At 42.1% G+C, this 25,358-nt stretch carries 12 protein-coding genes; 10 read left to right on the top strand and 2 right to left on the bottom strand.

The genetic code is table 11. The annotated features are described in order from the left end of the window. The first annotated feature begins 34 nt into the window (after positions 1 to 34). From FQ608_RS06115 to FQ608_RS06135, 5 genes are all read left to right on the top strand, one after another. A complete protein-coding gene (locus tag FQ608_RS06115) occupies positions 35 to 2,983 on the top strand; it encodes a SusC/RagA family TonB-linked outer membrane protein (RefSeq protein ID WP_234364088.1) in 2,949 nt (982 codons plus the stop codon). Positions 2,984 to 3,001: 18 nt separating this feature from the next. After that, positions 3,002 to 4,591, top strand: a complete 1,590-nt coding sequence (locus tag FQ608_RS06120) for a RagB/SusD family nutrient uptake outer membrane protein (protein ID WP_158856934.1) — start codon at positions 3,002 to 3,004, stop codon at positions 4,589 to 4,591. Positions 4,592 to 4,608: 17 nt separating this feature from the next. Beyond that, positions 4,609 to 5,652, top strand: coding sequence for a SusE domain-containing protein (locus FQ608_RS06125; RefSeq protein ID WP_158856935.1), 1,044 nt, complete (start codon positions 4,609 to 4,611; stop codon positions 5,650 to 5,652). Between the two features lie 62 nt (positions 5,653 to 5,714). Continuing rightward, a complete protein-coding gene (locus tag FQ608_RS06130; protein ID WP_158856936.1) occupies positions 5,715 to 8,498 on the top strand; it encodes an alpha-amylase family glycosyl hydrolase in 2,784 nt (927 codons plus the stop codon). Positions 8,499 to 8,511: 13 nt separating this feature from the next. Beyond that, positions 8,512 to 10,104, top strand: coding sequence for an alpha-amylase family glycosyl hydrolase (locus FQ608_RS06135; RefSeq protein ID WP_158856937.1), 1,593 nt, complete (start codon positions 8,512 to 8,514; stop codon positions 10,102 to 10,104). Positions 10,105 to 10,254: 150 nt separating this feature from the next. Here FQ608_RS06135 and FQ608_RS06140 read toward each other — a convergent pair whose 3' ends face one another. Beyond that, complete coding sequence (locus FQ608_RS06140; protein ID WP_158856938.1) at positions 10,255 to 10,680, bottom strand: response regulator; 426 nt, start codon at positions 10,678 to 10,680, stop codon at positions 10,255 to 10,257. An 8-nt stretch (positions 10,681 to 10,688) separates the two neighbouring features. Next, positions 10,689 to 14,858 carry a PAS domain S-box protein gene (locus FQ608_RS06145; RefSeq protein ID WP_158856939.1) on the bottom strand — a complete coding sequence of 1,390 codons (4,170 nt, stop codon included), beginning with the start codon at positions 14,856 to 14,858 and terminating at the stop codon, positions 10,689 to 10,691. Between the two features lie 318 nt (positions 14,859 to 15,176). Between FQ608_RS06145 and FQ608_RS06150 the strand changes: the two genes are divergently transcribed. The 5 genes from FQ608_RS06150 to FQ608_RS06170 all read left to right on the top strand — a co-directional run bounded on the left by FQ608_RS06150 (position 15,177) and on the right by FQ608_RS06170 (position 25,301). Further along, positions 15,177 to 17,072: a 7TMR-DISM family protein gene (locus FQ608_RS06150; protein WP_158856940.1), complete on the top strand. Its 1,896-nt coding sequence runs from the start codon at positions 15,177 to 15,179 to the stop codon at positions 17,070 to 17,072. Positions 17,073 to 17,413: 341 nt separating this feature from the next. Continuing rightward, complete coding sequence (locus FQ608_RS06155; protein ID WP_158856941.1) at positions 17,414 to 20,500, top strand: SusC/RagA family TonB-linked outer membrane protein; 3,087 nt, start codon at positions 17,414 to 17,416, stop codon at positions 20,498 to 20,500. Positions 20,501 to 20,513: 13 nt separating this feature from the next. Next, positions 20,514 to 22,052, top strand: coding sequence for a RagB/SusD family nutrient uptake outer membrane protein (locus tag FQ608_RS06160; RefSeq protein WP_158856942.1), 1,539 nt, complete (start codon positions 20,514 to 20,516; stop codon positions 22,050 to 22,052). 137 nt (positions 22,053 to 22,189) lie between these two features. After that, a complete protein-coding gene (locus FQ608_RS06165) occupies positions 22,190 to 23,272 on the top strand; it encodes a LamG-like jellyroll fold domain-containing protein (RefSeq protein WP_158856943.1) in 1,083 nt (360 codons plus the stop codon). Positions 23,273 to 23,336: 64 nt separating this feature from the next. Further along, positions 23,337 to 25,301: a glucoamylase family protein gene (locus tag FQ608_RS06170; protein WP_158856944.1), complete on the top strand. Its 1,965-nt coding sequence runs from the start codon at positions 23,337 to 23,339 to the stop codon at positions 25,299 to 25,301. Positions 25,302 to 25,358: the final 57 nt, after the last annotated feature.

Genomic DNA, 25,358 nt, shown 5'->3' on the forward strand with positions numbered 1-25,358 from the left:
ATTAAGAAAAATTAACAATAATCCAACGTAAACGATGATGCAAAAATTGACTATTGTAATCATGTTGACGGTTTTCAGTCTATCGGGAATAATCTCGACGGACCTGCTCGCACAAGGCAGAACCGTAACTGGTAAAGTAACAGAAGCTGGCACTGATGAGGAGTTGCCTTTTGTAAATGTAACCGTAAAAGGATCCAACCGAGGTTCCACTACAGACATAGATGGAACTTACTCCATGGATCTGAATGATGGGGATGACGTGCTGGTATTTTCATTTATAGGTTTTGAAACCCTTGAAGTACCCGTGGGGAATCGTTCGGTTTTGGATGTTTCCATTGTCGGTGCATATAAGCAACTCGAAGAAGTCATCGTGGTTGGCTACGGAACACAGCGAAAAGCCGATATCACTGGTTCTGTGGGATCGGTGACCCGGGAGGATTTCAATGTGGGTCAAGTAACCAATGCTGAACAGCTGATTACCGGCAAAGTTGCCGGCGTTCAAATTACACCAAACGGTGGACGGCCCGGATCGGGAGGCCGCATCCGAATCCGGGGAGGTTCTTCCCTTAATGCATCGAATGATCCACTGATTGTCATTGATGGGGTACCCTTGGACAACAGTGATGTATCAGGTACCTCAAACCCGCTGAATTTTTTAAACCCAAATGATATCGAAGCAATGGATATCCTGAAAGACGCTTCAGCAACAGCCATATATGGTTCCAGAGCTTCCAACGGTGTCATTCTTATTACGACCCGGAAGGGAAAGTTGGATCAGCCGACACGTATAAATGTAAGCTCTTTGGTATCCGTATCCCAGCCAACCCGAACTGTAGGCGTACTTGATGCGGAGCAGTTTCGTGAAGCAGCCATGCAGCACACTACAGTGCAGCAGCAGGAACTTATGGGTGATGAGATAACGAACTGGCAAGATGCTATTTATCAAAGTGCTGTTGCCTATGATAACAACGTCAGCATTTCGGGGTCTCTTAAAGGCCTGCCTTATCGGATAAGTGCAGGCTACCTGCACCAGGATGGTATACTCAAAACCGATAACCTTGAGCGAACCACAGCTGGGCTTTCTCTAACCCCATCGCTGTTTAAAGACAAGCTAAAAATTAACTTTAATGTAAAAGGTGTTTTTACAAAAAGCCGCTTTGCCGATCAGGATGCGATAGGGGCGGCGGTTGCCTTTGATCCCACTCAACCAATTTACGATGCTGAGGGATTGGGTGGTTTTTGGGAATGGAGAAATGAAAATGGAACTCCCCAAACCCTTGCTCCCCGCAATCCGCTCGGGTTATTGATGCAGCGGGATGATCTCGGTGAAGTAAAGAGAAGCATTGGAAACTTGCAGTTGGACTATGCGCTGCCATTTATTGAAGGGCTCAAAGCAAATCTAAATTTGGGCTATGACGTAAGCCAAAGTAACGGACGCACCTATATTCCCTCCACCTCAGCATCGGGATTCAATGAGGGAGGATCAATAGCGGTTTATGAACAATACAAACAAAATCTACTGGCTGATTTTTACCTGAATTATACAAGAAATTTCAATCAATTCGGAAGGATTGATGCGGTCTTGGGGTATTCATTTCAGGATTTCTTAGTGAAGAATCCGACTTTTGACCGGATAAATGAAGCAGAGCAAGTGCTAACCCCCGCCGGTGTAGAAACCAGGCCTCAAAACCGACTGATCTCTTATTTTGGCAGGGTTAACTACAATCTCTCTGAAAAATACTTATTGACGGCAACTGTCCGAATGGATGGTTCCTCCAGGTTTAGCCCCGAGACAAGATGGGGTGTTTTCCCATCTCTTGCCGCAGCGTGGAGAATAAGCGAAGAGGAATTCTTGGTTTCCAACCAAGTCCTGACCGACTTAAAATTTAGACTTGGCTACGGAATTACGGGGCAACAGGATATTGGCTCCTTTTTTCCCTATTTAGCCAGATACACGCTTAGTGACGATGCCGCCAGATACCGATTTGGTGATGTCTACAATACAATGCTTCGTCCCGAAGGATATGACAGAAACATTAAATGGGAGGAGACAGTCACCTATAATGGGGGTTTGGATTTTGAGTTTTTGAATGGAAAAATGTACGGTAGTGTGGATTATTATTTTAAGCGCACCAATGATTTGCTGGCTGTTATCCCTGTGCCTGCCGGCACTAACCTGACTAACTTACTTTTTACCAATGTTGGAAACATAGAAAACCATGGGGTAGAGACAGCCTTGACCTACAGTGTTTTTAGAAACCCAACTTTTAGCTGGGATTTGGGGGTTAACTTCACTTACAATCAAAACAAAATAGTCAGTCTGAGCAATGTGGAGGAAGATGCTGTGGGAATCTTGGTGGGTGGAATATCCGGTGGAACGGGAAATACCATTCAGGTGCACACAGTGGGCTTCCAACCCTCATCCTTCTATGTTTGGGATCAGGTGTATGACCAGTCTGGAGCACCGATCGAAAATTTATATGTCGATCAAACCGGGGATGGCCTTATCAATGAGCAGGACTTAGTCAGAAATGGATTTCCAGATGCACTTCACTTTTTTGGCATTAATTCTAAGATGAGTTATAAAAGTTGGGATTTGGGATTTGTAATGCGGGGTAATCTGGGCAATAAGTCTTATAACAACGTTTCTTCCGCAAATGGTGCCTATGTCAATCTGCGTTTCCCGGATTATTTGGCCAATATGACGAGGGACGTACTTCACTCCAATTTCCAAACACAGCGGTTCCGGTCTAGTTATTACTTGGAAGATGCGGCCTTTCTTCGAATGGAAAACATCAGTTTGGGTTACAACTTCGGGGATGTAGGCCAAAAGGGATATGAACTACGGGTTAACGCCACGGTCCAGAATGCCTTTATCATTACCAATTATTCGGGGGTAGATCCTGAAATACCCGGAGGCATCGACAACAATTTCTATCCGATCCCCAGAATTGTATCCGTGGGTCTAAATCTGGGCTTTTAACCTTAAATCTAAATAACTATGAATAAATCATTAATCGTCAAATTTGTTTATCTCCTCACATTCGGACTGATGGCAAGTGCCTGTAATGATCTGGATCTGGAGCCGTATAATGAGCAAACCTCACTGGAGGTTTATGAAGATTTCGCCAACTATAAATCAGTCTTAGCTAAAATTTATGGAGGTCTGGCACTGAGTGGCCAACAAGGTCCTTCCGGAAGGGGTGATATCGGAGGGCAGGATGAGGGAGCATCTACCTATATTCGTGCGCTGTGGAAACTACAACAGTTACCTACGGATGAGGCAATTATCGCCTGGAACGATGAAGGGCTTCCCGCTTTGAATACCATGACCTGGTCATCTGACAACGGGTTTATTGGTGCCATGTACTACCGTATATTCTACCAAATTACCCTAGCCAATGAATATATTAGAGAGCTGAGTGACGAAAAACTAGCTTCACGGAACATCGCAGGAAATGACCTTACAGAAGCAGTTAGGTTTCGCAATGAAGCCCGATTTTTACGTTCGCTGAGTTATTTTCACGCATTGGACCTGTACGGCAATGTGCCGTTTGTAACTGAAGAGGATTTGGTAGGATCATTTTTTCCCGACCAGATTCAGCGGGAAGACTTGTTTGAATATATCGAAAGTGAATTAACGGATATAATACCCAACTTGGCTGCACCAAGACAAAACGAATATGCTCGGGCTGACCAGGCAGCAGGATGGTTACTGTTGGCAAAATTATACCTCAACGCGGAGGTCTATGCTGGCCAAAACCGAAACAGCGATGCCATTACCTACTTAAATCAGGTCTTAGATGCGGGATACACATTAGAGCCGGTATATGACCACCTGTTTTTTGCCGATAACCATCAGTCGAATGAGATAATTTTCCCCATATCTTTTGATCAGGTAAATAGCATGTCTTGGGGTGGAGCGACCTTTTTGGTGAACGCTGCCGTAGGTGGAAGTATGAATCGGGCGGATTTTGGCATTCCAGGTGGGTGGCAAGGGCTTCGTGCACGTCCCGAATTGGTGGATCTGTATCCGTCTACTAATGGCATACCAGATGCCAGAGGAAGGTTTCATACAGACGGTCAGGAAAAAAACATCGAAACCATCAGCCAATTTACCGATGGATATGCGGTTTTTAAATACAGGAATATCACCCAACAAGGGACTAGGCCAGCAGGACCGGTTAATGACCACGTTTCCGTAGATTTCCCACTTATGCGCCTAGCCGATGCCCATTTGATGTATGCAGAGGCTGTCCTAAGAGGCGGATCAGGCGGCTCTGAACAGCGGGCTTTGGAGCTGGTCAATGCCCTACGGGAACGAGCTTATGGAAACAGATCCGGCAATATTACTGTCGGCGAATTCAATTTGGATTTTATTCTGGATGAAAGAGCCCGGGAACTGAAATGGGAGGCCCATCGAAGGACAGACCTTATCCGGTATGGCAGGTTTACGCGAACCACCTATCTGTGGCAATGGAAAGGCGGATCAATCAATGGTTCAGCCGTAGCTGACACCCGCAATCTTTATCCGTTACCCGCCGCAGATCTCACTGCCAATCCTACCTTGGTTCAAAATTCGGGTTATTAATTTCTAAACCAAAAATAATGAAAAAGTCAATCAATTATATAGGAGCTATTCTGCTTCTGTTTGGCGCAATTTCTTGTGCTGAAGAGGAATTGGTCACCATTTCTACTAATCCTCAAGGACCCACACTTGTAAGTCCAACGTCTGGCACATCTTGGACGCTTTCCGAAGAACAGACAGCAGAGATGGTGGATTTTGAATTTACTCCGGCAGATTATGGATTTAGGGCGGCTGTTACTTACACGGTGCAGATGGATCTTATGGGAAACAATTTTGAGGCACCTGTAGATGTCATTGCAGCAACCAGTTCACCTGCACGATTAACTGTAGGAGACTTAAACCAAAGGCTGCTGCAAATGGGATTGCAACCCGAGCAGTCTGAATCGGTGGAGTTTCGCTTGAAATCGTCGGTTAATCCAGCCGTCTCCGATACCTTTTCGGGGATGGTGAATGTGGAAGTAGTTCCTTTTGCCGTTCAACTTCAATTTCCAAGATTATATCTTCCCGGAGACTACCAAGGCTGGAATCCGGCTAATGAAAACACCATTATCTATTCCGAAAATTCAGACAACAGATATGAAGGTTATATTCATGTACTCGGAGGAAATGGTGAATTTAAAATCAATGAAGGACCAAATTGGGATGTGAATTATGGAGATAATGGTGCGAATGGAACTTTAGATCAGGATGGCGACAACATCAACGTGGGCACTGAGTTTGGGACGTTTTTACTACGGGTAAATATGGATGAGAAAACCTACCAGTTGGGGCCAGCAAGAAGGTGGGGGATTGTCGGAGATGCTACACCAGGAGGCTGGGATGCGGATACGCCGATGGAATTTAATGCTGACGACAACGTATTGGTACTTACTGCCGATTTGACAGCGGGTTTGTTCAAATTCCGGGCAAATAACAGTTGGGACTTTAACTATGGAGAGAACGACGGAGATGGCATGCTTCAAGCTGGAGGAAGTGATATTCCGGTCGCAGAAGCCGGAAACTATACCATTATTATGGACTGGAAGGTCCCCGGTGTGATCTCCTACACTATTACCAAAAATTAATTTAATACCGATAAAAAGGGGCTCCGACGGAAATCCTTTTTATCGGTTTTTTTATTTATCCCATGCGAAATTATCTACTATTTTTAGGAATTCTATTTGGTGGTTTTAGTCCTCTTTGGGCCCAGGTCACCACGATTCCTGCTGTTCCCAGTGCCATTCAGTCCTTTACTATCCGATATGATGCCAAACTGGGTTCCGGAGGTCTAGTGGGAGAAGAACGAGTGTTTGTTCATTTGGGAGCGGTTACAGGGGGGGCAACTTCAACTACATGGGAAGTTGTTCCATTTTCCTGGGGAACGGACAATCCCTTGGCATTAATGAAGGCCGTACCCGGTGAAAGTGACCTTTGGGAATATGAATTGAATCCGGAAGAATTATTTGACCTTGATGCGGCTGAAATTGATCGAATCGGAATTGTATTCCGAAATGCGGATGGAACGAAAGAGGGCAAGACCAGTGCGGGAGGTGATTTTTTTATTGATCTCGTTCAGGGATTTGAGGTGTTATTTTTGGAGCCAAGTTCCAATTCCGTTATCCTCAATGTCGGTGAAGAGCTAATTATAACAATAGCCGCTTCCGGTATTTCCCATCTTTCCCTGATACTAGATAGTGAAGAAATAGCCAAAGATCTAGCAGCACCCACACTTGAATATAGCTTTGTTGGGACTGTACCGGGTACATACCAAATAGTAGCAACCGCCGTTACGGAAACCGATTCCGCTGAGCGGTCTTTGTCCATTTTAGTTGTGGATTCAAATACAGAGCAGTTGCCTTTAGGCGTCAAAATGGGGATCAACTACCTTTCGGATACATCGGTTGCACTGGTGCTTCAGGCACCGGGAAAACGAAATGCTTTCGTCCTCGGCGATTTCAACGATTGGGAATTGCATGAGGGGTTTCATATGAAGCAAACGCCCGATGGAGAGTACTTTTGGCTACAAATAAATGACCTGAATCCAGGAGAAGAATATATTTTTCAATATCTGGTGGATGGACATATTCGAATAGGGGATCCCTATGCCGACAAGATCTCTGATCCACATCACGAAGCAGAAATAATTGATCAGGGTAGGTACTCCGGATTGAAACCATACCCCACTGGTAAAACAGACTTTCAGGCCACTTTTCTGCAAACTGCTCAAGAACCCTATGATTGGAAATACAACGATTATATCAAGCCCAAAACCGAGGAGTTGGTAATTTATGAATTGTTGGTTAGGGATTTTGACGAAAGAAGAACGTACGAAGCTGTAACGGAACGATTAGATTATTTGAAGGAATTAGGCATCAATGCCCTACAGTTGATGCCGATTCAGGAGTTTGAGGGAAATCTATCTTGGGGGTATAATCCAAGTTTTTTCTTTGCCCCGGACAAGTATTATGGGACCAAGAACGAACTAAAAAACCTGATTGATGAAGCCCATAAACGGGATATGGTGGTATTGTTGGATATGGTTTTGAATCATACATTTGGACAGTCTCCATTTGTACGTCTGTACAATGAGGGAGATTATGGTGCCCCCACGGAAGACAACCCTTATCTAAACCCAATAGCTAAGCATCCCTTTAATGTAGGCTATGATTTTAACCATGAAAGCCCTTATACCCAAGCCTTGGTCGATTCAGTAAATGCTTATTGGCTTTCGGAATATCATGTGGACGGGTTTAGGTTTGATTTAAGCAAGGGTTTTACCCAAGTGAATTCCGGATCTAACGTGGAGGCGTGGAGTAGTCGGGATGAATCCAGAATCGCTATTTGGAAACGGATTTATGATCAGATTAAAACACAGTACCCGGATTTCTATGTGATTTTGGAACATTTTGCGGCAAATGATGAGGAAAAGGAATTGGCTGATTACGGCATGGTGCTTTGGGGAAATATGAATGGAGTGTTTCGTGAAATGGGAAAAGGAGGCTCCCGTAATTTTGAAGGAGCATTTTATCAGAACAGAGACTGGACAAACAACCACCTGCTGGCTTATATGGAGAGCCATGATGAGGAACGTATCATGTTTGATATGTTGAATTATGGGGCTAGATCCCCAGTAAATCTGACCAACTTACCAGAAGCCATAAATCGAAACCAGCTTTTGACGGCCTTTTATTTTTCCATTCCCGGACCAAAAATGATTTGGCAGTTTGGAGAATTTGGATATGACCTTGAACTCAATGATGATCGCTTGGGTATAAAGCCTACCCGATGGGATTACTTGGATGACCCTCATCGTATCCGCCTTTGGAACTTGTATCAGGCATTGATTTCATTGAAAGCTGAACTCCCAGTTTTGAACCAACCCCAAGAAGTTGACTTGGATTTGGCAGGGGATATCAAACAGATAACACTCCGGGAAGATGGGATGGATTTGGTTTTGGTCGGGAATTTTGCCCTATCTGCGCAAAATAACCGTTTCATTTCATTTCCTTCCTCCGGAACCTGGTACAATTTCTTCACGGGTGAGGAAATCCGGCTTTCCTCCCAATCTAGGGCTTTTGATTTCGATGTAAACGAATTTTACGTTTTCACTTCCAAACCCTTACCTAAACCTGAGGCGATTATCTTCGAAACTGATCCAATAACGTCTATTTTGCGGAAACCGAGAGCAGAGGAAAGCTTGAAACTCTATCCAGTGCCTGCCGGAAAAGAACTTCATATAGGAATTCCTTTTTTCCAAAATGCAACAAACTTCCATGTTTACGATGTTCAGGGAAGATCACATATTTCAGGAACCTTTCCACAGGGAGAATCCGTGCAGACTCTGTCAACGGGAAACTTATCTCCTGGAATATATGTCCTTGAAATCGAAGGTCAGTTGGCTCCGTGTCGAAAAATGTTTATCAAACAGTAAAACGTCTACCATTATGAATAAGCAATACATAAAAACCCTGGTATTCAATTTTAGATTTTTCACTTGGTTTTTTATCGGGGGAGTTGGATTTCTTTTTTGCTGTAGTCCCAAACTCGCAAATGAACGACCAAATGACTTGGAGGATCATTGGCCTAAGGCTGGAGTGACGTATGAGATTTTTGTCCGGTCCTTTTATGACTCTGATGGAGACGGAATAGGTGATATCAACGGTGTCCGGGAAAATCTTGACCATGTTTCCGATTTGGGGGCAAATGCCATTTGGTTTATGCCGATCATGCCCTCTCCCAGCTACCATAAGTATGATGTCACAGACTATAAAGCCATCCACCCTGATTATGGCACTTTGGAGGACTTTAAAGCCCTGATTTCCGAAGCTCATGCGCAGGATATCCGGATAGTCATTGATTTAATCATCAACCATACGAGTAGTGAGCATCCCTGGTTTTTGGAGTCAAAGAAAGGCAGAGATAATCCCTACAGAGATTACTTTGTTTGGGCTCAAAAAGATACATTGGAAGATTATCTTGAGAAAAAAACCATCACACTGGATTCGGACAATATCCGGCAATGGCATGATCCGGGGTTTGGGGAAGATTTCTATTACGGTTTTTTTTATGGAGGCATGCCTGATCTAAATTTTGACAATCCGAAAGTTAGGGAAGAAGTGTATGAAATTGGCAAGTTTTGGTTGGAAGAAGTAGGAGTGGATGGGTTCAGGTTGGATGCTGCCAAGCATATTTTCCCGGATGACAGACCAGACGACAACCATGCGTTTTGGAAAGAATTTAGAGAAAAAATGGTGGAGATTAAATCCGATATATATTTGGTGGGTGAAGTCTATGACAGCAAGGAGATCGTAGCTCCTTATCTTCCGGGATTGCCGGCCTTATTCAATTTTGATTTTCACTATACGCTATTGGAAGCATTGCGAACAGCGGACGGAAGTCTTTTACCTACCAAGCAAAAGCAGGTATTGGACTATTATCAGGGCATTACGGATGAGTTTATAGATGCAACCATCTCTTCCAACCATGATCAGCCCCGGATATTATCGGATTTGGATGGTGATGAAAGAAAGGCCAAGCAGGCTATCGCCATTCTGATGACTATGCCAGGTGCGCCTTATTTGTATTATGGAGAAGAAATCGGAATGTTGGGTAAAAAGCCGGATCCAAATATCAGGGAACCATTTTTATGGGATGTTTTAGATAAAGATGGAGGTCGGGCAACTTGGATTGACCCCAAGTTTTCAACAGATGAAACAGTAATTCCGCTCGAAGTTCAAAAGGAAGATGCTAGCAGTATGTTTAGGCATTATCAGGAAACTATAAAGTTGCGTAATACAGATTCTGTGCTTGCTTTGGGAGGCTTGGAATTGTTGGATGAAAACTACCCCAAGGCACTAATGGCCTATGAACGGGTACTGGATGGAGAGAGAAGAATCGTTTTCCATAATCTTGGTATGGAGAGACTGGAACTTACCTATACCACTGAAGGCGGCGAGGTAGTTTACAGCTATAATGGAGCAACTATGGATGGCAAACGCCTGGTTTTTCCTCCCCAATCTTCACTAGTAGTGAAGTAAACTAAAACCCGCTATAGATAAGGATTAGATGATTTCTGAAAACGATGGGATATCCCGAATCAGGAGTGAGTTGGACAGAAATTGATTTTGTTTGAGCAAGATTAGAGATGTGTTGCTAAATAGTTAGAAGAGCTTGAAGCATACGTGCGTTTAATCAGGAAGCTTTGACAATTGCAACCAAAATTCTTCGATTTTTAGAATAGCATCTAAAAACTCATCGATATCAATAGGCTTGGTAATAAAACTGTTGCTGTGGTTTTCGTAGGCTAGGTGGATATCTTTTCGGTTGGATGAGGTGGTAAGCATAATTACGGGGATTTTTTTTAGGATGGGATCCTCTTTGATTTGCCTCAATACTTCGTGACCATTGAATATGGGTATATTTATATCCAAGATGATTAAATCCGGCTTTTGGGCAGAAGAAAATTCAGCTCTTTGGAATAAAAAATTCAAAGCTTCCTGGCCGTTTTTAACCACACTTATGTCGGTTTTGATTTTGCTTTCCTCAAAGGCCTCAAGAGTCAAAATTATATCTCCTTCGTTATCTTCTACTAATAATATATGTGCTCGTTCCATAGCGGTATTTAATTGTTTGAAGGCTTTGTGTTATTTGGAATGGTAAAATAAAAGACGGATCCCACTCCGGGTTGTGATTTCATCGATATTTTCCCTCCCCAGGATTCTACGTGTTTTTTTGCTATTGCCAGTCCTATTCCGGTGCCACTGTATTGGCTTCTGTTATGCAGTCGCTGAAAGATAATGAAAATTTTCTCAAAGAAGCGGTTGTCAATCCCAATTCCATTATCTTCTATCGAAATGCACCAATGATTCCCCGTGTCCTCCACCTTTAATTCAATCTGGGGAGCTACATTGTCTTTCGAGTACTTGATTGCGTTGTCCAATATGCAGTGAAGGGTTTGTATAAGCGGGGCCTTAGGGGCGGTAATGATCGGAAGCCGACCAGTCCTGATAGTTGCTGCTTTTTCTTTAATTATTCTTCTCCGTAAGAGTGAATAATCCTCAAGCAATTGATTTAGGTTTACTTTTTCAATGTCAATTTCGGCTTTGCCTGCTCTGGAATATTCCAGTAGATCAAGAATAATCTGTTTCATCCGTTTGGCACCGTCTGTTGCATAATAAATATATTGTAGGCCTTTTTCGTCTAGCAGATTTCCATATTTCCTTTTGAGCTGCTCAAGGAAGCTCGATATCATCCGCAAAGGTTCCTGCAAATCATGTGAAGCGATAAAAGCAAATTGTTCTAATTGCTCATTCGTTATTTCCAATTCATGTGCGTAATTTTGCAGCGTTTGATTAAGCTCCTTTAGCTTATCCTCATGGTGCTTTCTTTCGGATATATCTGTCATAGCACCGACCATCCGGACCGCTTTTCCGGCCAAATCCCTGATAATAACCCCTCTGTCAACTACGTGGACAATTTCGCTGTTTTTTTTGATTATCCTGTATTCCATCTCCCAGCGAGTCTGCTTAGGATTTGATATAGCAACATTTATACTCTTTTTCAAATCGGCAAGAATTTCCGGATCAAAGTTGTCTGTCCAAAAATCTTTTTCCTTTATTTGTCGATTTACCTGATCTCCAAAAAACTTCTCTATTCCTTTTCCCCTAAAAAACGTTTTGTTTTTTATATCCCAATCCCAAATAGCATCATTGGTAGCTTCTGATACTTTTTCGAAGCGCTCGTTGGCAGCCAATATCTCTTGTTCGGAGCGTTTCCGTTCAGAAATATTCCTAAGGAAAATAGTTAGTCCTGTTTCAGACGGAAAGGCAGTTACTTCTAGGAATTTATCTCTATAAATATCTTCAAACGCCACCGTTTCCCCCGTTTCCAGTGCCTTGTAAAACAGCGTGAATGAGGGTAATTTTTTTGCGTATGGAATGACTTTCCAAAAATTCTGTCCTAGAATTTCTTCCCGGTTGATATATACAAGCTCCTCCGCTTTCTTATTCCAGTAGGTAACGGTAAAATCTCGATTCAAAGTGAAAAAAGCATCTCCGATACTTTCCAGAATCAGTGTTTTTTCTTCAGCTGCTTTTCTGAGCGTTTCCGCGGTCTTTCTCCGTTCTTCGATATTTCGAAAATAGGATGATACTCCTCCACCGAAAGGATAAGCATTGATTTCATACCATTTACCATCCCCTGGAAAAAAATATTCAAACGATTCAGGCTTTCCGGATGCAGCCACTCTTTTGTATATTTCCTCTAGTGGGGTACCAGTTGCCGCTGGAAACTCCTCCCAAATAGAATTGCCAAGAAGCTCAGATTCTTTTCGTTTAAGGAGATTCTCAGCTTCTTTGTTAAAAAAGGTAAAATTCCAATCCCTATCCATCGCATAAAATGCGTCTGAAATACTGCCCAGTATTTCACTAATTTGAATTTCCAACGTTTTAGAAGCATGTATATCCTGAAAACTTCCAAAAATCTTCACACATTTACCATTTATACTTTCCCCAGTCCCAATGCAACGAATCCAACGCTCTTTACCAGTGGAGGTAATTAATAGAAGGTCTTCGTCAAAGTCAATTCCCTCCGAAACCAATTTTTCTACAGCCTGTTGAATGTGCTTTTTACTTTTCACCGAATAAAATTCAAAACCTCCAGTTAAGGTCGGATTATAGTCCTCATCCACTTCTAGGATTTTTCTGGTCATTGGTGACCAATACATTTCATTGTTATCCTTACTAACTAAGTCTAATTCCCAACTGCCTATTTTGGCAAGTGAGGATGCCTGATCATTAAGCTTCCCTAATTTTTTTTCTTTTGTGATATTTTTTGCGGTTGCGTAGATGATTCCTTCCTCAATGCCGGTATTACAGGTCCAACCTAACCATAGAATTTTTCCTTTTTTGGTGATACAGCGGTTTTCAAATTGAGTAACCGAATCGTTGGAACTGAGCGTTGAAAGCATTTTGAGAGTCAAACTTAAGTCTTCAGGATGCACATGTTCATGAAAAGACTTTAAAAGGATTTCTTCCTCCATATACCCCAAAAGCTTGCATCCAGCGGGGTTAATTCTTAAAATCCGGCCAGAGGTGTCGGTCAAACACATGATATCAGGAAGCGCATCAAAGAGGTGGCTTAAATCGGACTCAATTTTTTTTCGGCTGAACTCTGACCCGATAAATCCTCCAAGTTTACTGAAAATGTTTTTAAATCGTGACAGCTTATCCATTGGTTTGGCGGATCCAATGACAAGAATTCCTACAACCTCTTCATTATATAAAAAAGGAAAACCCATGATGGATGTGACCCCCGCACTAGTAGCAGCCAATTTCCTTGGAAAGGTTTCCATGCTTTGAAGTTTATCCCAAAAAACGGTCTTTCCTTTTCTCCAAACTAATCCTGGGAGATCTTCATCCATTTCAAAGCTGTTGATACCGTGGCCGAAATGATAAAATAGGTCACCAATTTCGGTCTTTTTACAGCAGTCAATTAATCGGATTTGATTATTTGCCTTATTTGGGAGCCAAATCTCAACAAAATCAAAACTACCAAACTCAGCGAAAATGGAACACAACTTTCTAGTGGTAACTTTAAGGTTTTTTTCATCGTTAAAAATTAAACTAATTTGGCTGATTAGAATGTTTTCAAGTTCCTTGTTTTTTTGGCCGGTGACATCCCTTTCAACCGCGATATAATGGGTGGTTTTACCATCCTCTTGGGTTATAGGACTAATTGCTAGATTTACCCAATACTCTTCTCCATATTTGTTATAGTTCAGGAGAATTGATTCCCAAGCTTCCCGTCGCTGAAGTGCATTGCCCAATCTGTCAATTTCATCCCAATCTGAATCAGGACCCTGTAGCATCTTAGGGCTTTTTCCTATTGCCTCCTGAGCCGAATATCCGGTCATTTTCGTAAAAGCTTCATTTACATAGATGATCCTTTTGGTCGGGTCGTTACAAGTTCCCACATCCGTGATAATTACAGCATCAGTAGTATTCGTAACGACACTTTCTAATAGCTTTAGTTGTTGCTGTTCTTCCTTATGAACAGTTATGTCCTGGACAGTCCCCTCATAGGCAATGATATCGCCATTCGCATCATTTAGCTTTCGACCTAAATGATGCACCCATCGTGTCACATTTCCTGAAAGCATGATTCTGTGGGAGAAATCAAACACTTTTTCGTGGGAAAATGAATCTTCCTTAGCAAGTAAAAAGGCTTGCCTATCATCTGGGTGGATGGTTTGCAGGAAAGATTTAAAGTCGAGCTTTGAATTAGTTTTATTTAACCCCCATATATCATACACCTCGTCCGACAAAGAAAGGGTGAGTTCATCCCGTTCCAACCGCCAATAGCCAAGTTTCGCAATTGCGGAAGCTGTTTTGAGCCTTTTCTCCGAAATGCGGAGCTCTTGTACTTGTCTTTCTTTCTCCGTGACATCCTGGCAAACGACCATAACACAGGCCCTTCCCTGAAAATCCACCTTATGACCATTGATATCCATTCGAATCAATTCCCCATTCTTTTTTTGATGGGTAAACACTCCAAAGTAGATATTTCCTTCCCGTTGATCAATGTCTGCATGAGCTGCCAAAACCATGGGAATATCAGTTTTGGGCCGCAAATCGATAATAGTTAGGTTTAAAAACTCCGCTTTTGTATACCCGTAATGCTCCATAGCGGACTGATTGGCATCGAGGATTTCATAAGTATTCCTATCATACACCCAATTGGGTAATGGATTGAACTGGAATAGGGTATTGTAATCTGGCTTTTGTTTTTGCATGTTGAAAGAAACCCTTACTCATCTATGAGCTTGTTATCAAAAAGAATCTAAAAACTCAATTATCTTGTGTTATGTTGCCCTGATCTATTTAAATATTCGATAGGAATATATATGGTAAGAACGGGAGCAACCGGAAAGTTACTAATTTATGGGGTTAAAATCACAACTAGTAATTGCTTAAGTTGAATTAAAAGTATTGGTCCCAAAGAAAATACCAATATGTTTTTTATAGACTTTCGATGTAAAGACTACTTTCACATCACTTTCGTACGAAATAGCCGTTATATTTTTACCTTTGATCCAAACAGAGCAATGGAAATGGTCCGGAATAAGTATTTTGCTTTATTCGTATTGACATCCTTGGCATGTATGTCTTTTCATGGATTTCTGATGGGGCAGCGGATTTCTGGGTCGGCTACGCTACGTCTGCACGACGATTGGGAAGAACGCATCTATTCCATTTCCCAACTGGAGATTTTTGAGGACACGACAAATTGCCTTGTTTTAGAAGATATTATTCAACCGAGATTTCAGCAGCAGTTTAAGATTAGGCCAGGCTCCAGCAAAAAAAATTTCAATACGGATTACACGTATTGGGTTAAATTGTCAATACAAAAATTCCCCGATAGTCAACGAGATTGGTACATGGAATTCTATGATCAAAGTATCGATCATATTGAAGCCTATACACCTTTAAAATCAGGTAGTTACTTTCTGACAATAATGGGGGATGGGCTGCCATTTAAAAACCGTCTTTTTGCGCACAAAAATTTTCATGTAAAAATCGACAATAAGCAGGAAGGGATTTCCAATTATTATTTTAAGGTCAATTCTTCCCAAAAAGCTGATATCCGAATTGCTGTACGGTCTGTAAACCGATTTGTGCATTATGCTCTTAGCGAATATTTCCTTTATGGTGTTTTTTATGGAATGATACTTATCATTTCCTTATACAATCTGCTGGTTTTTCTGGCTGTGCGGGAAATGAAATTTCTCTACTACATTTTTTATCTATTAAGCGTGGGACTTTATGCCACGAGCGTTGACGGAATAGGCTTTCAATATCTTTGGCCCGACTATCCAACTATTAACGGTTGGGTCAATGGTGTCTTTAGTTTTTCAATTGTGTTCTGGGCAGTATTATTCACCTTTAGATTTTTAAACACTAAGCGAAAAGCACCCATTTTTCATAAATTATTAGGACTTTCCTTGGTAGTGAAGTTGTGTATGTTTCTTGCAGGCATCCTAATAGATGAGCATTATTATGACCTTTCTTATGTAGACACAGTGCCGTTCTTATTAATCTTCGGAACTGGGATCTATTTGCTTGCAAAGGGTAATAAAGCTGCCAGATTTTTTGTTTTGGCGTACGGAGCCCTTTTCTTAGGAGCCGTAATTAAGGTGTTGGTCAATACCGCTTGGGTAGAACACAGTACATTGGGATACTACAGTTTGCATCTCGCGTTTTTGGTGGAAATGGTTCTTTTGTCATTTGCACTGGGGGACCGCATTAAAATAATGAAGGATGTAAGAGATAAGGCATTGAAAAGATCCTTAGAGCAATACAAGGTAAATATCTCGCTCAAAGAGAAGGTAAATCAAGAATTGGAATCCAAAGTGATGGAAAGAACCTCTGAACTGGAGAAAAAAAACCGGATATTGGTTCAATACAACGAACAGTTGATTGAAAAAGACAGGGAAATTAAGCGCATCAATTCCTTGTTGGATAAGGACAACTGGAAGTTAAAAAGTGCTGTTAAGGATTCTTTGCGCGCCAGATTAGTCAATACAAACCTAACTTTTAACGAATTTAAAATTATTTTTCCTGATAAGTCTGCCTGTTCCAGGTATATCGAATCAATGAAGTGGGAGGATCAGTTCACATGTAGGCAATGCGGAAAGCATAAATGCAGTGATGGCCCTAAAATTTTCTCGAAAAGATGTACAAAATGTGGATATATTGAATCAGTAACTGCGGGTACTATTTTTCATGGCGTCAGATTTCCTTTGGAAAAGGCTTTTTATATAGCTTATTCAAGTGTTTCAGAGGGTAAACCCTACACCTTGGAAGAAATAGGAGATCTTCTTGACCTCAATAAAAACACAGTATGGGCTTTTCGCAAAAAAGTGACTGATCTGATTCAAAAAAAGGGGCTTATACATCCAAAATGGGAAGATATAATATTGGAAGAACAACTTGAGATAAAAAATTAATTGAACCTGCGCAAATGGGGTCCAGCTATTAATCCGCTATTTTGGGGTCAAATCATGTTGCATTCAAACAAATTTTCCACGACTTCAGTTTTTTGATATTAAAGCATAATTCGCAAAGGTAAAAAGGCTGTTCAATCATTTTTAAACAAATAAGTCTTGTTATCCAACTGGGAAATCAAGGTAATGGAAGTGCTCAGATTCCCGCTTCAATTTTTATTAAATACGGCTCAATTGATAGAAATCACTAAGCGAATTTCTACATTTATATCAGGATTGGAACTTGGAATTATTTCTTTATTCCAATGCTTTTTTACAATCAATAAACTAAACCAATATTTACTATGAATAATAGATACCAAAATGGTAAGGGAAAGGGATATTTTAAGGGCCTTTTCCAGTTCCAAAAGTTTACGCCGATTTTACTGACATTATGTTGCATCGTGTATAGCGGGTTTAGTCAGGAGGCCAGCGTTACCGGTAACGTTACTGATCCAACTGGAGAATCTGTTCCCGGAGTCAATATACTGGAGAAAGGAACAAGCAACGGTACGGTTACCGATATGGATGGAAATTTTCAAATTAACCTGACAAGTGCGGAAGCGACACTGGTTTTTTCATTTATAGGTTTTGAAACTCAAGAAATTCAGGTAAACGGAAGATCTACCATAGACGTGGTATTCGCTGAGGGCGCAACGAGCTTGGATGAAGTCGTTGTAGTGGGGTATGGAACGCTACGCGAAAGGGATCTTACCTCTGCTATTACTACTATAAGATCAGATGATATTATCAAAACTCCCAATGCACAAGCCATGCAAGCACTACAGGGTAGGGTTGCCGGCGTCCAAATTGTGAGTAACGGCGCTCCTGGTGCCGCACCCACTGTTCGGGTAAGGGGAGTGGGTTCCTTTGAGGGAGGAGCAGCGCCACTATATGTAGTGGATGGAATGTTTTTTGATAATATTGACTTTCTTAACCCCAATGATATAGAAACTATCTCGGTGCTGAAGGATGCATCTGCTTCAGCTATCTATGGAGTAAGGGCGGCAAATGGCGTAGTTGTTATTGAAACAAGATCAGGAAGTTACGACCAAGAGCCGGAAATAATCTACGATGGCTACTATGGGATTCAAAATCCACAGAATGTAATCAAAATGGCCAACTCTCAGCAGTTTGTTCAGTATATTAACGAAACGGGAAGTCCAGCCGACATGGCCTTTGTGCAAAATGCCATGCAGCGATTTGGACGTAGTCGCCTTGACCCAAGTATTCCTGATGTAAATACAGACTGGTATTCGGAGGTCATGAGTCCCTCTACCATTCAGAATCACTCCCTCACCTTCAATGGAGGAAATGAAAGAACCAGGTATTCTTTAGGTGGAAGTTATTTCGATCAGAAGGGGCTTATGAATGATACCCGCAACGATTATCAGCGGCTAAATTTCAGGGTAAAATTGGATTCCGATCTCAGGGACTGGATTACAGTAGGCACCAATCTCAATGTGAGTACGGCTGACCAGTTTGTAGGCGAGGATGGAGCCTGGTTCAGGTCTTACTTCGCAGTACCGATATTGCCTGTATTTGATGAACTTAATACCCAGGCGGATCCATTTCCACTATCCAATGCCCAACAAATCGGATACAGGGGAAATCAAAACCCGTTCTACGATCTACTTTATTCAGACAACAGAAACAAAATCACAAAAATCAATGGGAATTTGTATGCGGATATTGAAATCCTTCCAAGTAGGCTTTCATTCAGAACTGCTTATAATTATGGAATAGAAAGTTTCAATCAAAGAAATGTAAGGATGGCTTTTAGCGATGGAATAACCAACAGGTTGTCTTCGTTAAATCGAAGTTCATTAAACCGTTTCAATCAGATTTGGGACAATTTCATAACCTACCAAGATAATTACGGAGATCATAACCTAACGGTTGTCGTTGGCCAATCCTACAGAAGTGAAATGTTTGAGAGCTTTAATGCCAGCGGCGAAAACCTAAATCCGAATCCTCTTAGGGACAGGGAACAATTTTGGTATCTATCCAATGCCACAGACTTTGATTTAAATAGTATTGGTGATAACGGCAGCAGGCTTTTTTTCCAATCCTATTTCTCACGAGTTGCATATAATTATGATGACAGATACCTTTTATATGGTACGGTCAGAAGAGATGGCAATAATAAGTTCCAAAAAAAATGGGGTAATTTTTACACCGCAGGTGCTGGATGGGTGCTTTCCTCCGAGCCATTCTTCAATGTGGAAGGTATAGATTTTCTGAAATTCCGGGGTTCGTGGGGTCAATTGGGCAATGATGGTATTAATGCATCGGTAGGAGCTCCAGTACTGGAGGAAACGAGTGCAGCTATAAACAATGCGCTTGTTTTTGGAAGAAGGTTAAATCCCACCTTTGATCTTATTGAACAATGGGAGACTACAGTGGAAATGAATTTCGGTATTAATTCCCGATTCTTTCAGAGCAGACTATCTCTGGATGCGGATTACTTCATTCGTGATACTAGAAACCTCTCGGTAAATATTATTCCCCCAGTTTTCAGAGCGCTGGAGCGGAGAAGTGTAGGAGAGATCCGAAATGAAGGGTTGGAGTTAACATTAAATTGGGAAGATAGTTTCTCTAATGGATTCTCGTATTATGTAGGGGGAAATATTGCCACCTTAAACAACCAAGTATTAGGGTTGGGAGGCCCTGAATTACTGGAAGGCGGTACCGCGGAATTTAGGCAGCGATCTATTATTGGACAACCCTTTCAGGCATTTTATGGATATGAAACAGAAGGTGTTTTCCAAACCCAGGCACAGATTGAAAGCAGTGGATATACGCAGGAATTTATAGATGCCAATAGCCTTCAGCCGGGAGATTTGATTTTCAGGGATCAAAATGGAGACGGAGTGATCAATGATGCGGACCGGGTAGTGCTGGGATCATTCCTACCTAAACTTAACTTTGGAATGAACGCCGGGTTTTCATACCGCAACTTTAGTTTTTCCGCATTACTTCAAGGACAGTCTGGATATAGTATTCTAAATCGTAAAAGAGGCGAGATTATATTTACCAATGACACCAATATAGATGCGGATCTGGCTACCAACCTTTGGAGAGGTGAGGGCACTTCTAATAAATATCCCTCTGCAGCAGGACTTCGAAAAGGATGGAATCAAAACATGAGCAGTTATTTTGTGGAGGATGGATCTTATTGGAGGATTCAAAACGTCCGGATGAGTTATATGCTAGAGGAACGGTCTCTCTTCGGAATCACTATGCCGAATGCTACCGTCACTTTAACGGCGGACCGACCACTAACGATGTTTAACTATAACGGATTTACCCCGGAAGTAGCTAATGGAATAGACAGACAAGTCTATCCTATACCAGCTATTTATACGTTGGGACTTAATATCAAACTTTAAACCTAGACAGACCATGAAAAATAAATTATATAGAAGCTTTCTGTCTGTCCTTTTGGCAGCAGTACTGTCCATTTCCTGCGAAGACAAATTAGATGAGCCGCTGGAAAATGAATTTCTAGTAGAAGGAACCGATTACAGTATTTCAGGTAATATGATTTTGATGCTGTATGGAGCATATGCCGAATTGAGTGTCTTACAATGGGAAAGCTATCCTATTATTTCGGTCAGGGGAGATGATGTCAATCCGGCAGGGGATCAATTTCCGCTTACTGAAACGGATGTGTTTCGATATGACCGGAATTTTTGGATGTATAATTCCACTTGGTTAAACTTGTACACAGACTTATTGCACTGGCATGGAGCTATTGAGGAAATTCAAAAATATGAGGAGGCCGGCGCTAACGCCGCAAATGCTCAGCAGTACATAGCGGAGATTAAGGTAATGCAGGGATTTGAATTAATTCTTCTGTCCCGCCTTTGGGGGAGTATACTAATTCCGCTAGAGTCCCAGCCAAGCCACCTATTTAATGTGGAATTATCAAGTTTTGAGGAGGTGATGCAGCACGTTTCCGAATTGATGGATGAGGCTATTCCAGCGCTGCCAAGTGTTCATCCCAATCAACGGACGGATGTACGGGGAGGTATCACCCGATTCACGGCATTGGCCGTCAAAGCCATGGCCAATCTGGAGATCCAAAACTTCCCCGCAGTAGCAGAAGCCACCGGCCAAATAATCAGTAGTGGAGCGTTTTCTCTCGAATCAGATTATTACCAGTTGTTTAAAATTCCGGGGAAGTTAAATGACGAAAATTTGCTTGAGTTTCAATATTCTGATTTTGGTCAGGCGAGTGGTACGGTTACACGATATCTCTGGGATTTCTTCGGCCCGGCAAGTTGGACCCCAACCGTATCTGGCGCTGGAACAGGGTGGGGATTTTGGGAACCCACCTTAAAATATATCAAGTTTATGTTGGATCGTGACGAGGAAGTCCGACTACAAACTACTGTATTGTTTACTCCTGAGGGAATCGCTGAAATCCGCAGTGACCCTAACTATCAGAACCTCCCGGCATGGGTAACCAATGTATCGCCGGATGGAGATGTGTTCAACAGTCACCCCCGTTATAACTTCCTCAGTGGCAAATATTACCTTCCTTCTACTCAGCTTACACCCGGAAGATTTACCTATGGTGAAAACAATAATTTTTCTGTAATCAGGTATTCGGAAATTTTGCTCATGCACGCTGAGGCTATGGTCGGTGGTGCTTCAAGTGCGGTGATGACAGCCGAGCAAGCAGTGAATACGGTCAGATCTCGAGCTGGACTATCCCCACTGACAACGGTTACGCTGGATGATGTGTTGGACGAAAAATATGCAGAGTTTGGTACAGAATGGGGGATTCGATTCTATGATTTGATGCGCTATGAAAGATATGACGAGTTGGATTATGACGGTAGAAATTTCCAACCTAGTATGCATCGATTCCTTCCCTATCCACTGGAGCAGCAGGATATTCTACCCCAAATCAGTGACGCGCCAAACGCAGGGTAAATTATAACTTGAGTAAAAGAGATACAGCATGAAATCGAGCATGAGGAAAACCTCACACGGAGGGACGATTATAATTGCGGGATTCCATAGCCTGTCCCGACTAGTCGGGGTGGCCATTAAAAAAAAATTATAAACACATGAAAAATATACTAAACTTAGTAATTGGTTTCGGTTTTTTGGCAGTTGCCTGCACCGATGGCTATATAGATGATATACAACTGGTCGAACCAGGTCAGGATGCTGAGGCACCCGTGGTAACAATCAATTCGCCAATAGAAGGGACATTGATTCGAGTGGTAGAAGACGTAACTGCAGTTAACATTAACTTTGAAGTGACGGACGATATCGAGATTGAATCTATTGTTGTGGCATTGAATGGAGAAGAGATAGAGCGGTTCGATGACTTTATGGACTACCGTCGCGGATTAAAACAGTTTCAGTTTGACCAAGTTACAAATGGGGAACATATACTTACTGTCACAGCCACAGATGCTTCTGGAAAATCTACGAGTGAATCGGTCACGTTTGAAAAAATTGAACCCTACCGGCCTGAATATGAAAATGAGCTGTTTTACGTTTCCTTCGATGGAGACTATGTGGAATTGGTAGCTATTCAATCCCCTGAAGTCGTCGGAAGTCCCGGCTTTGCAGACGGAGTGTTAGGACGGGCCTACGCGGGTGCGAACAATGCATATCTTAAATATGAAGCTGAGGACTTGCAAAATGAGGAATTCAGTGCCCTATTTTGGTACAAAGTAAATGCGTCTCCAGACCGTGCAGGTCTGCTTGTAATGGGACCACCAGACCCTGACAATCCGAATGCGATGAATAATAGAACAAAAGGATTTAGGTTGTTTCGGGAGGCTGCGGGCTCCATGCAGCGAGTAAAGCTTAACGTTGGGAATGGAGATGGTGAAAATTGGTTTGACGGTGGAGCGGCAGCTGACTTGGATCCTTCGGAAAACGAATGGGCACATATTGCCTTTACTATATCAGGAACTAGGTGTGCTGTATACATAGACGGAGAAGTAGTAAGTGAAGGGGATTTTCCAGGTATCGACTGGGAGGGATGCGATGTGTTGAGTGTTGGTTCAGGTGCTCCTAGATTTGCTGAATGGGGCCATTTGTCTACATCAAGTCTGATCGACGAGCTTCGGATATTTGACAAATCGCTGACTCAAGAAGAGATTCGTAGTATCATGGACGCGGAGCTAAATTAAATTTTGTTCTCAGAGACAGCTTCTCTCCAACAAGGGAGTAGCTGTCTCTTTAATTTTTGGAAAAATGAAAAATGTTTTTTTGTTTTTTCTTGGAATAGTATTTTTTAACAGTTGTACACAAGATGAAGATGAATTAGGGACCTTCCGCTTAGAGAGGATTGTTATTGGAGAAATAGAGTTGGATCTTTCCGCAAGTGAAAACCTTGAAATTCCTGTTGATAGACCCATAACCCTTTATTTTTCTGATGCGCTGGATCCACAAAGTGTGGAACAGGGATTAGGGTTGCTGGTCGATAATCAACCAGTACCTTACACATTCTCTCTTTTTTCCGGCAACCAAAACTTAACGCTTTACCCAACAGGAGCCCTATTAAAACAGACCATGTACCTAATCCGGCTTACTGACCAACTCAAGGCAACTTATGGTGCTAGTAGTGGCAGTCAGGATATTTGGTTCCAAACAATTGCTGATGAACTTCGGCTAACATCTCTCGAGTTTGAGGATGCTAATGTGACTCGAACGAGTAGGATTGTGGACGTGCCATTGAATTTTACCCTCAAGCTAAATTTTTCCACACCTATAGATAGGGAGTCAATTCTTCATGCAGTCAATTTGGTCGGATTTGAAAGCCTTCCCTTGACTTATAAATTTGAAGGAGATGATAAAATTGTATTAGTAGAAAATTCACAACCGCTGGATGACTTTAAGAAATACACAATTATTATATCAAATGAACTAGTAGGGGCGCAAGATGAATCTTTTGCAGGTTATGAGGAGACTATCTTCACCCAGCTAAGTACAGACCCAAAATATCCGGTAATTTCCGATGAAGATTTGCTTACCAAAGTGCAGGAGCATACATTCCGCTATTTTTATGACTTTGCCCAACAGCCAAGCGGAATGATCCGAGAACGTAATACATCTGGCAGTCTCGTAACTACCGGAGGAAGTGGTTTTGGTGTCATGTCCCTTTTGGTTGGCATATCACGAGGGTTTATTAGCAGAGAACAAGGAGTGGAAAGGATTGATAAGATGGTTGATTTCTTGATACAGGCGGATAGGTTTCACGGTGTTTGGCCGCATTGGTTAAATGGTCAATCGGGAAGTGTAATTCCATTCAGTGCCAATGATGATGGCGCAGATCTAGTGGAGACTGCTTTGTTGATGCAGGGGTTGTTAACGGCAAGGGCTTTTTTGGATGAAAGAAATTCCCAGGAGGGAAAATTGCAGTTAAAGATTACCCAATTGTGGGAAGAAGTTGAATGGGACTGGTTTACCCGAAATGGAGAAGACAGGTTGTATTGGCATTGGTCTCCGAATTCGGAATGGGCGATGAATTTGCCAATCAGTGGTTATAATGAAGCCTTGATAACTTACCTCCTCGCAGCATCCTCACCAACTCATGCCATTGACAAGAGGGTTTATCACACAGGCTGGGCCGGGTATGGTGCCATGCTAAACGGCAAAGCCTTTTATGGGATTTCCCTTCCCCTCGGGGAGGATTTGGGAGGACCTTTATTTTTCTCCCATTATACCTTCCTTGGAGTCGACCCCAGAAAGCTGCAAGACCAATACGCCAATTATTGGGAACAAGGTATAAGCCAAACATTAATAAATAGGGCTTATTGCATAGACAACCCAAGGGGATTTGCAGGTTATAGTGAGGGAATCTGGGGCTTGACCGCCAGTGACAATCAGCACGGCTACAATGCCCATTCGCCGCGCAATGATCTAGGAGTTATCACGCCCACCGCTTCAATAGGATCCATGCCTTATGCACCAGATGAATCCTTGGCCGCACTCAAAACATTTTATTACCAATTAGGAGATAGGCTCTGGGGTGAATTCGGATTCTATGATGCATTCAATCCGACGGAGGATTGGTATGCTGACAGTTATTTGGCAATTGATCAGGGGCCTATTATCCTGATGATAGAAAATTACCGGACTGGATTGTTATGGGATTTAATGATGCAGGATTCTGATCTGAAAGTCGGTTTGGAAATGTTAGGCTTTTCCTATGAATAGTTCGGTAATGAAATAATGCGAACTTAGTTGCTATTAATTCGTTTTCTTTTTTAACCT

The sequence above is a fragment of the Lunatibacter salilacus genome (assembly GCF_009797935.1).
GTDB classification, from domain to species: Bacteria; Bacteroidota; Bacteroidia; order Cytophagales; family Cyclobacteriaceae; genus Lunatibacter; species Lunatibacter salilacus.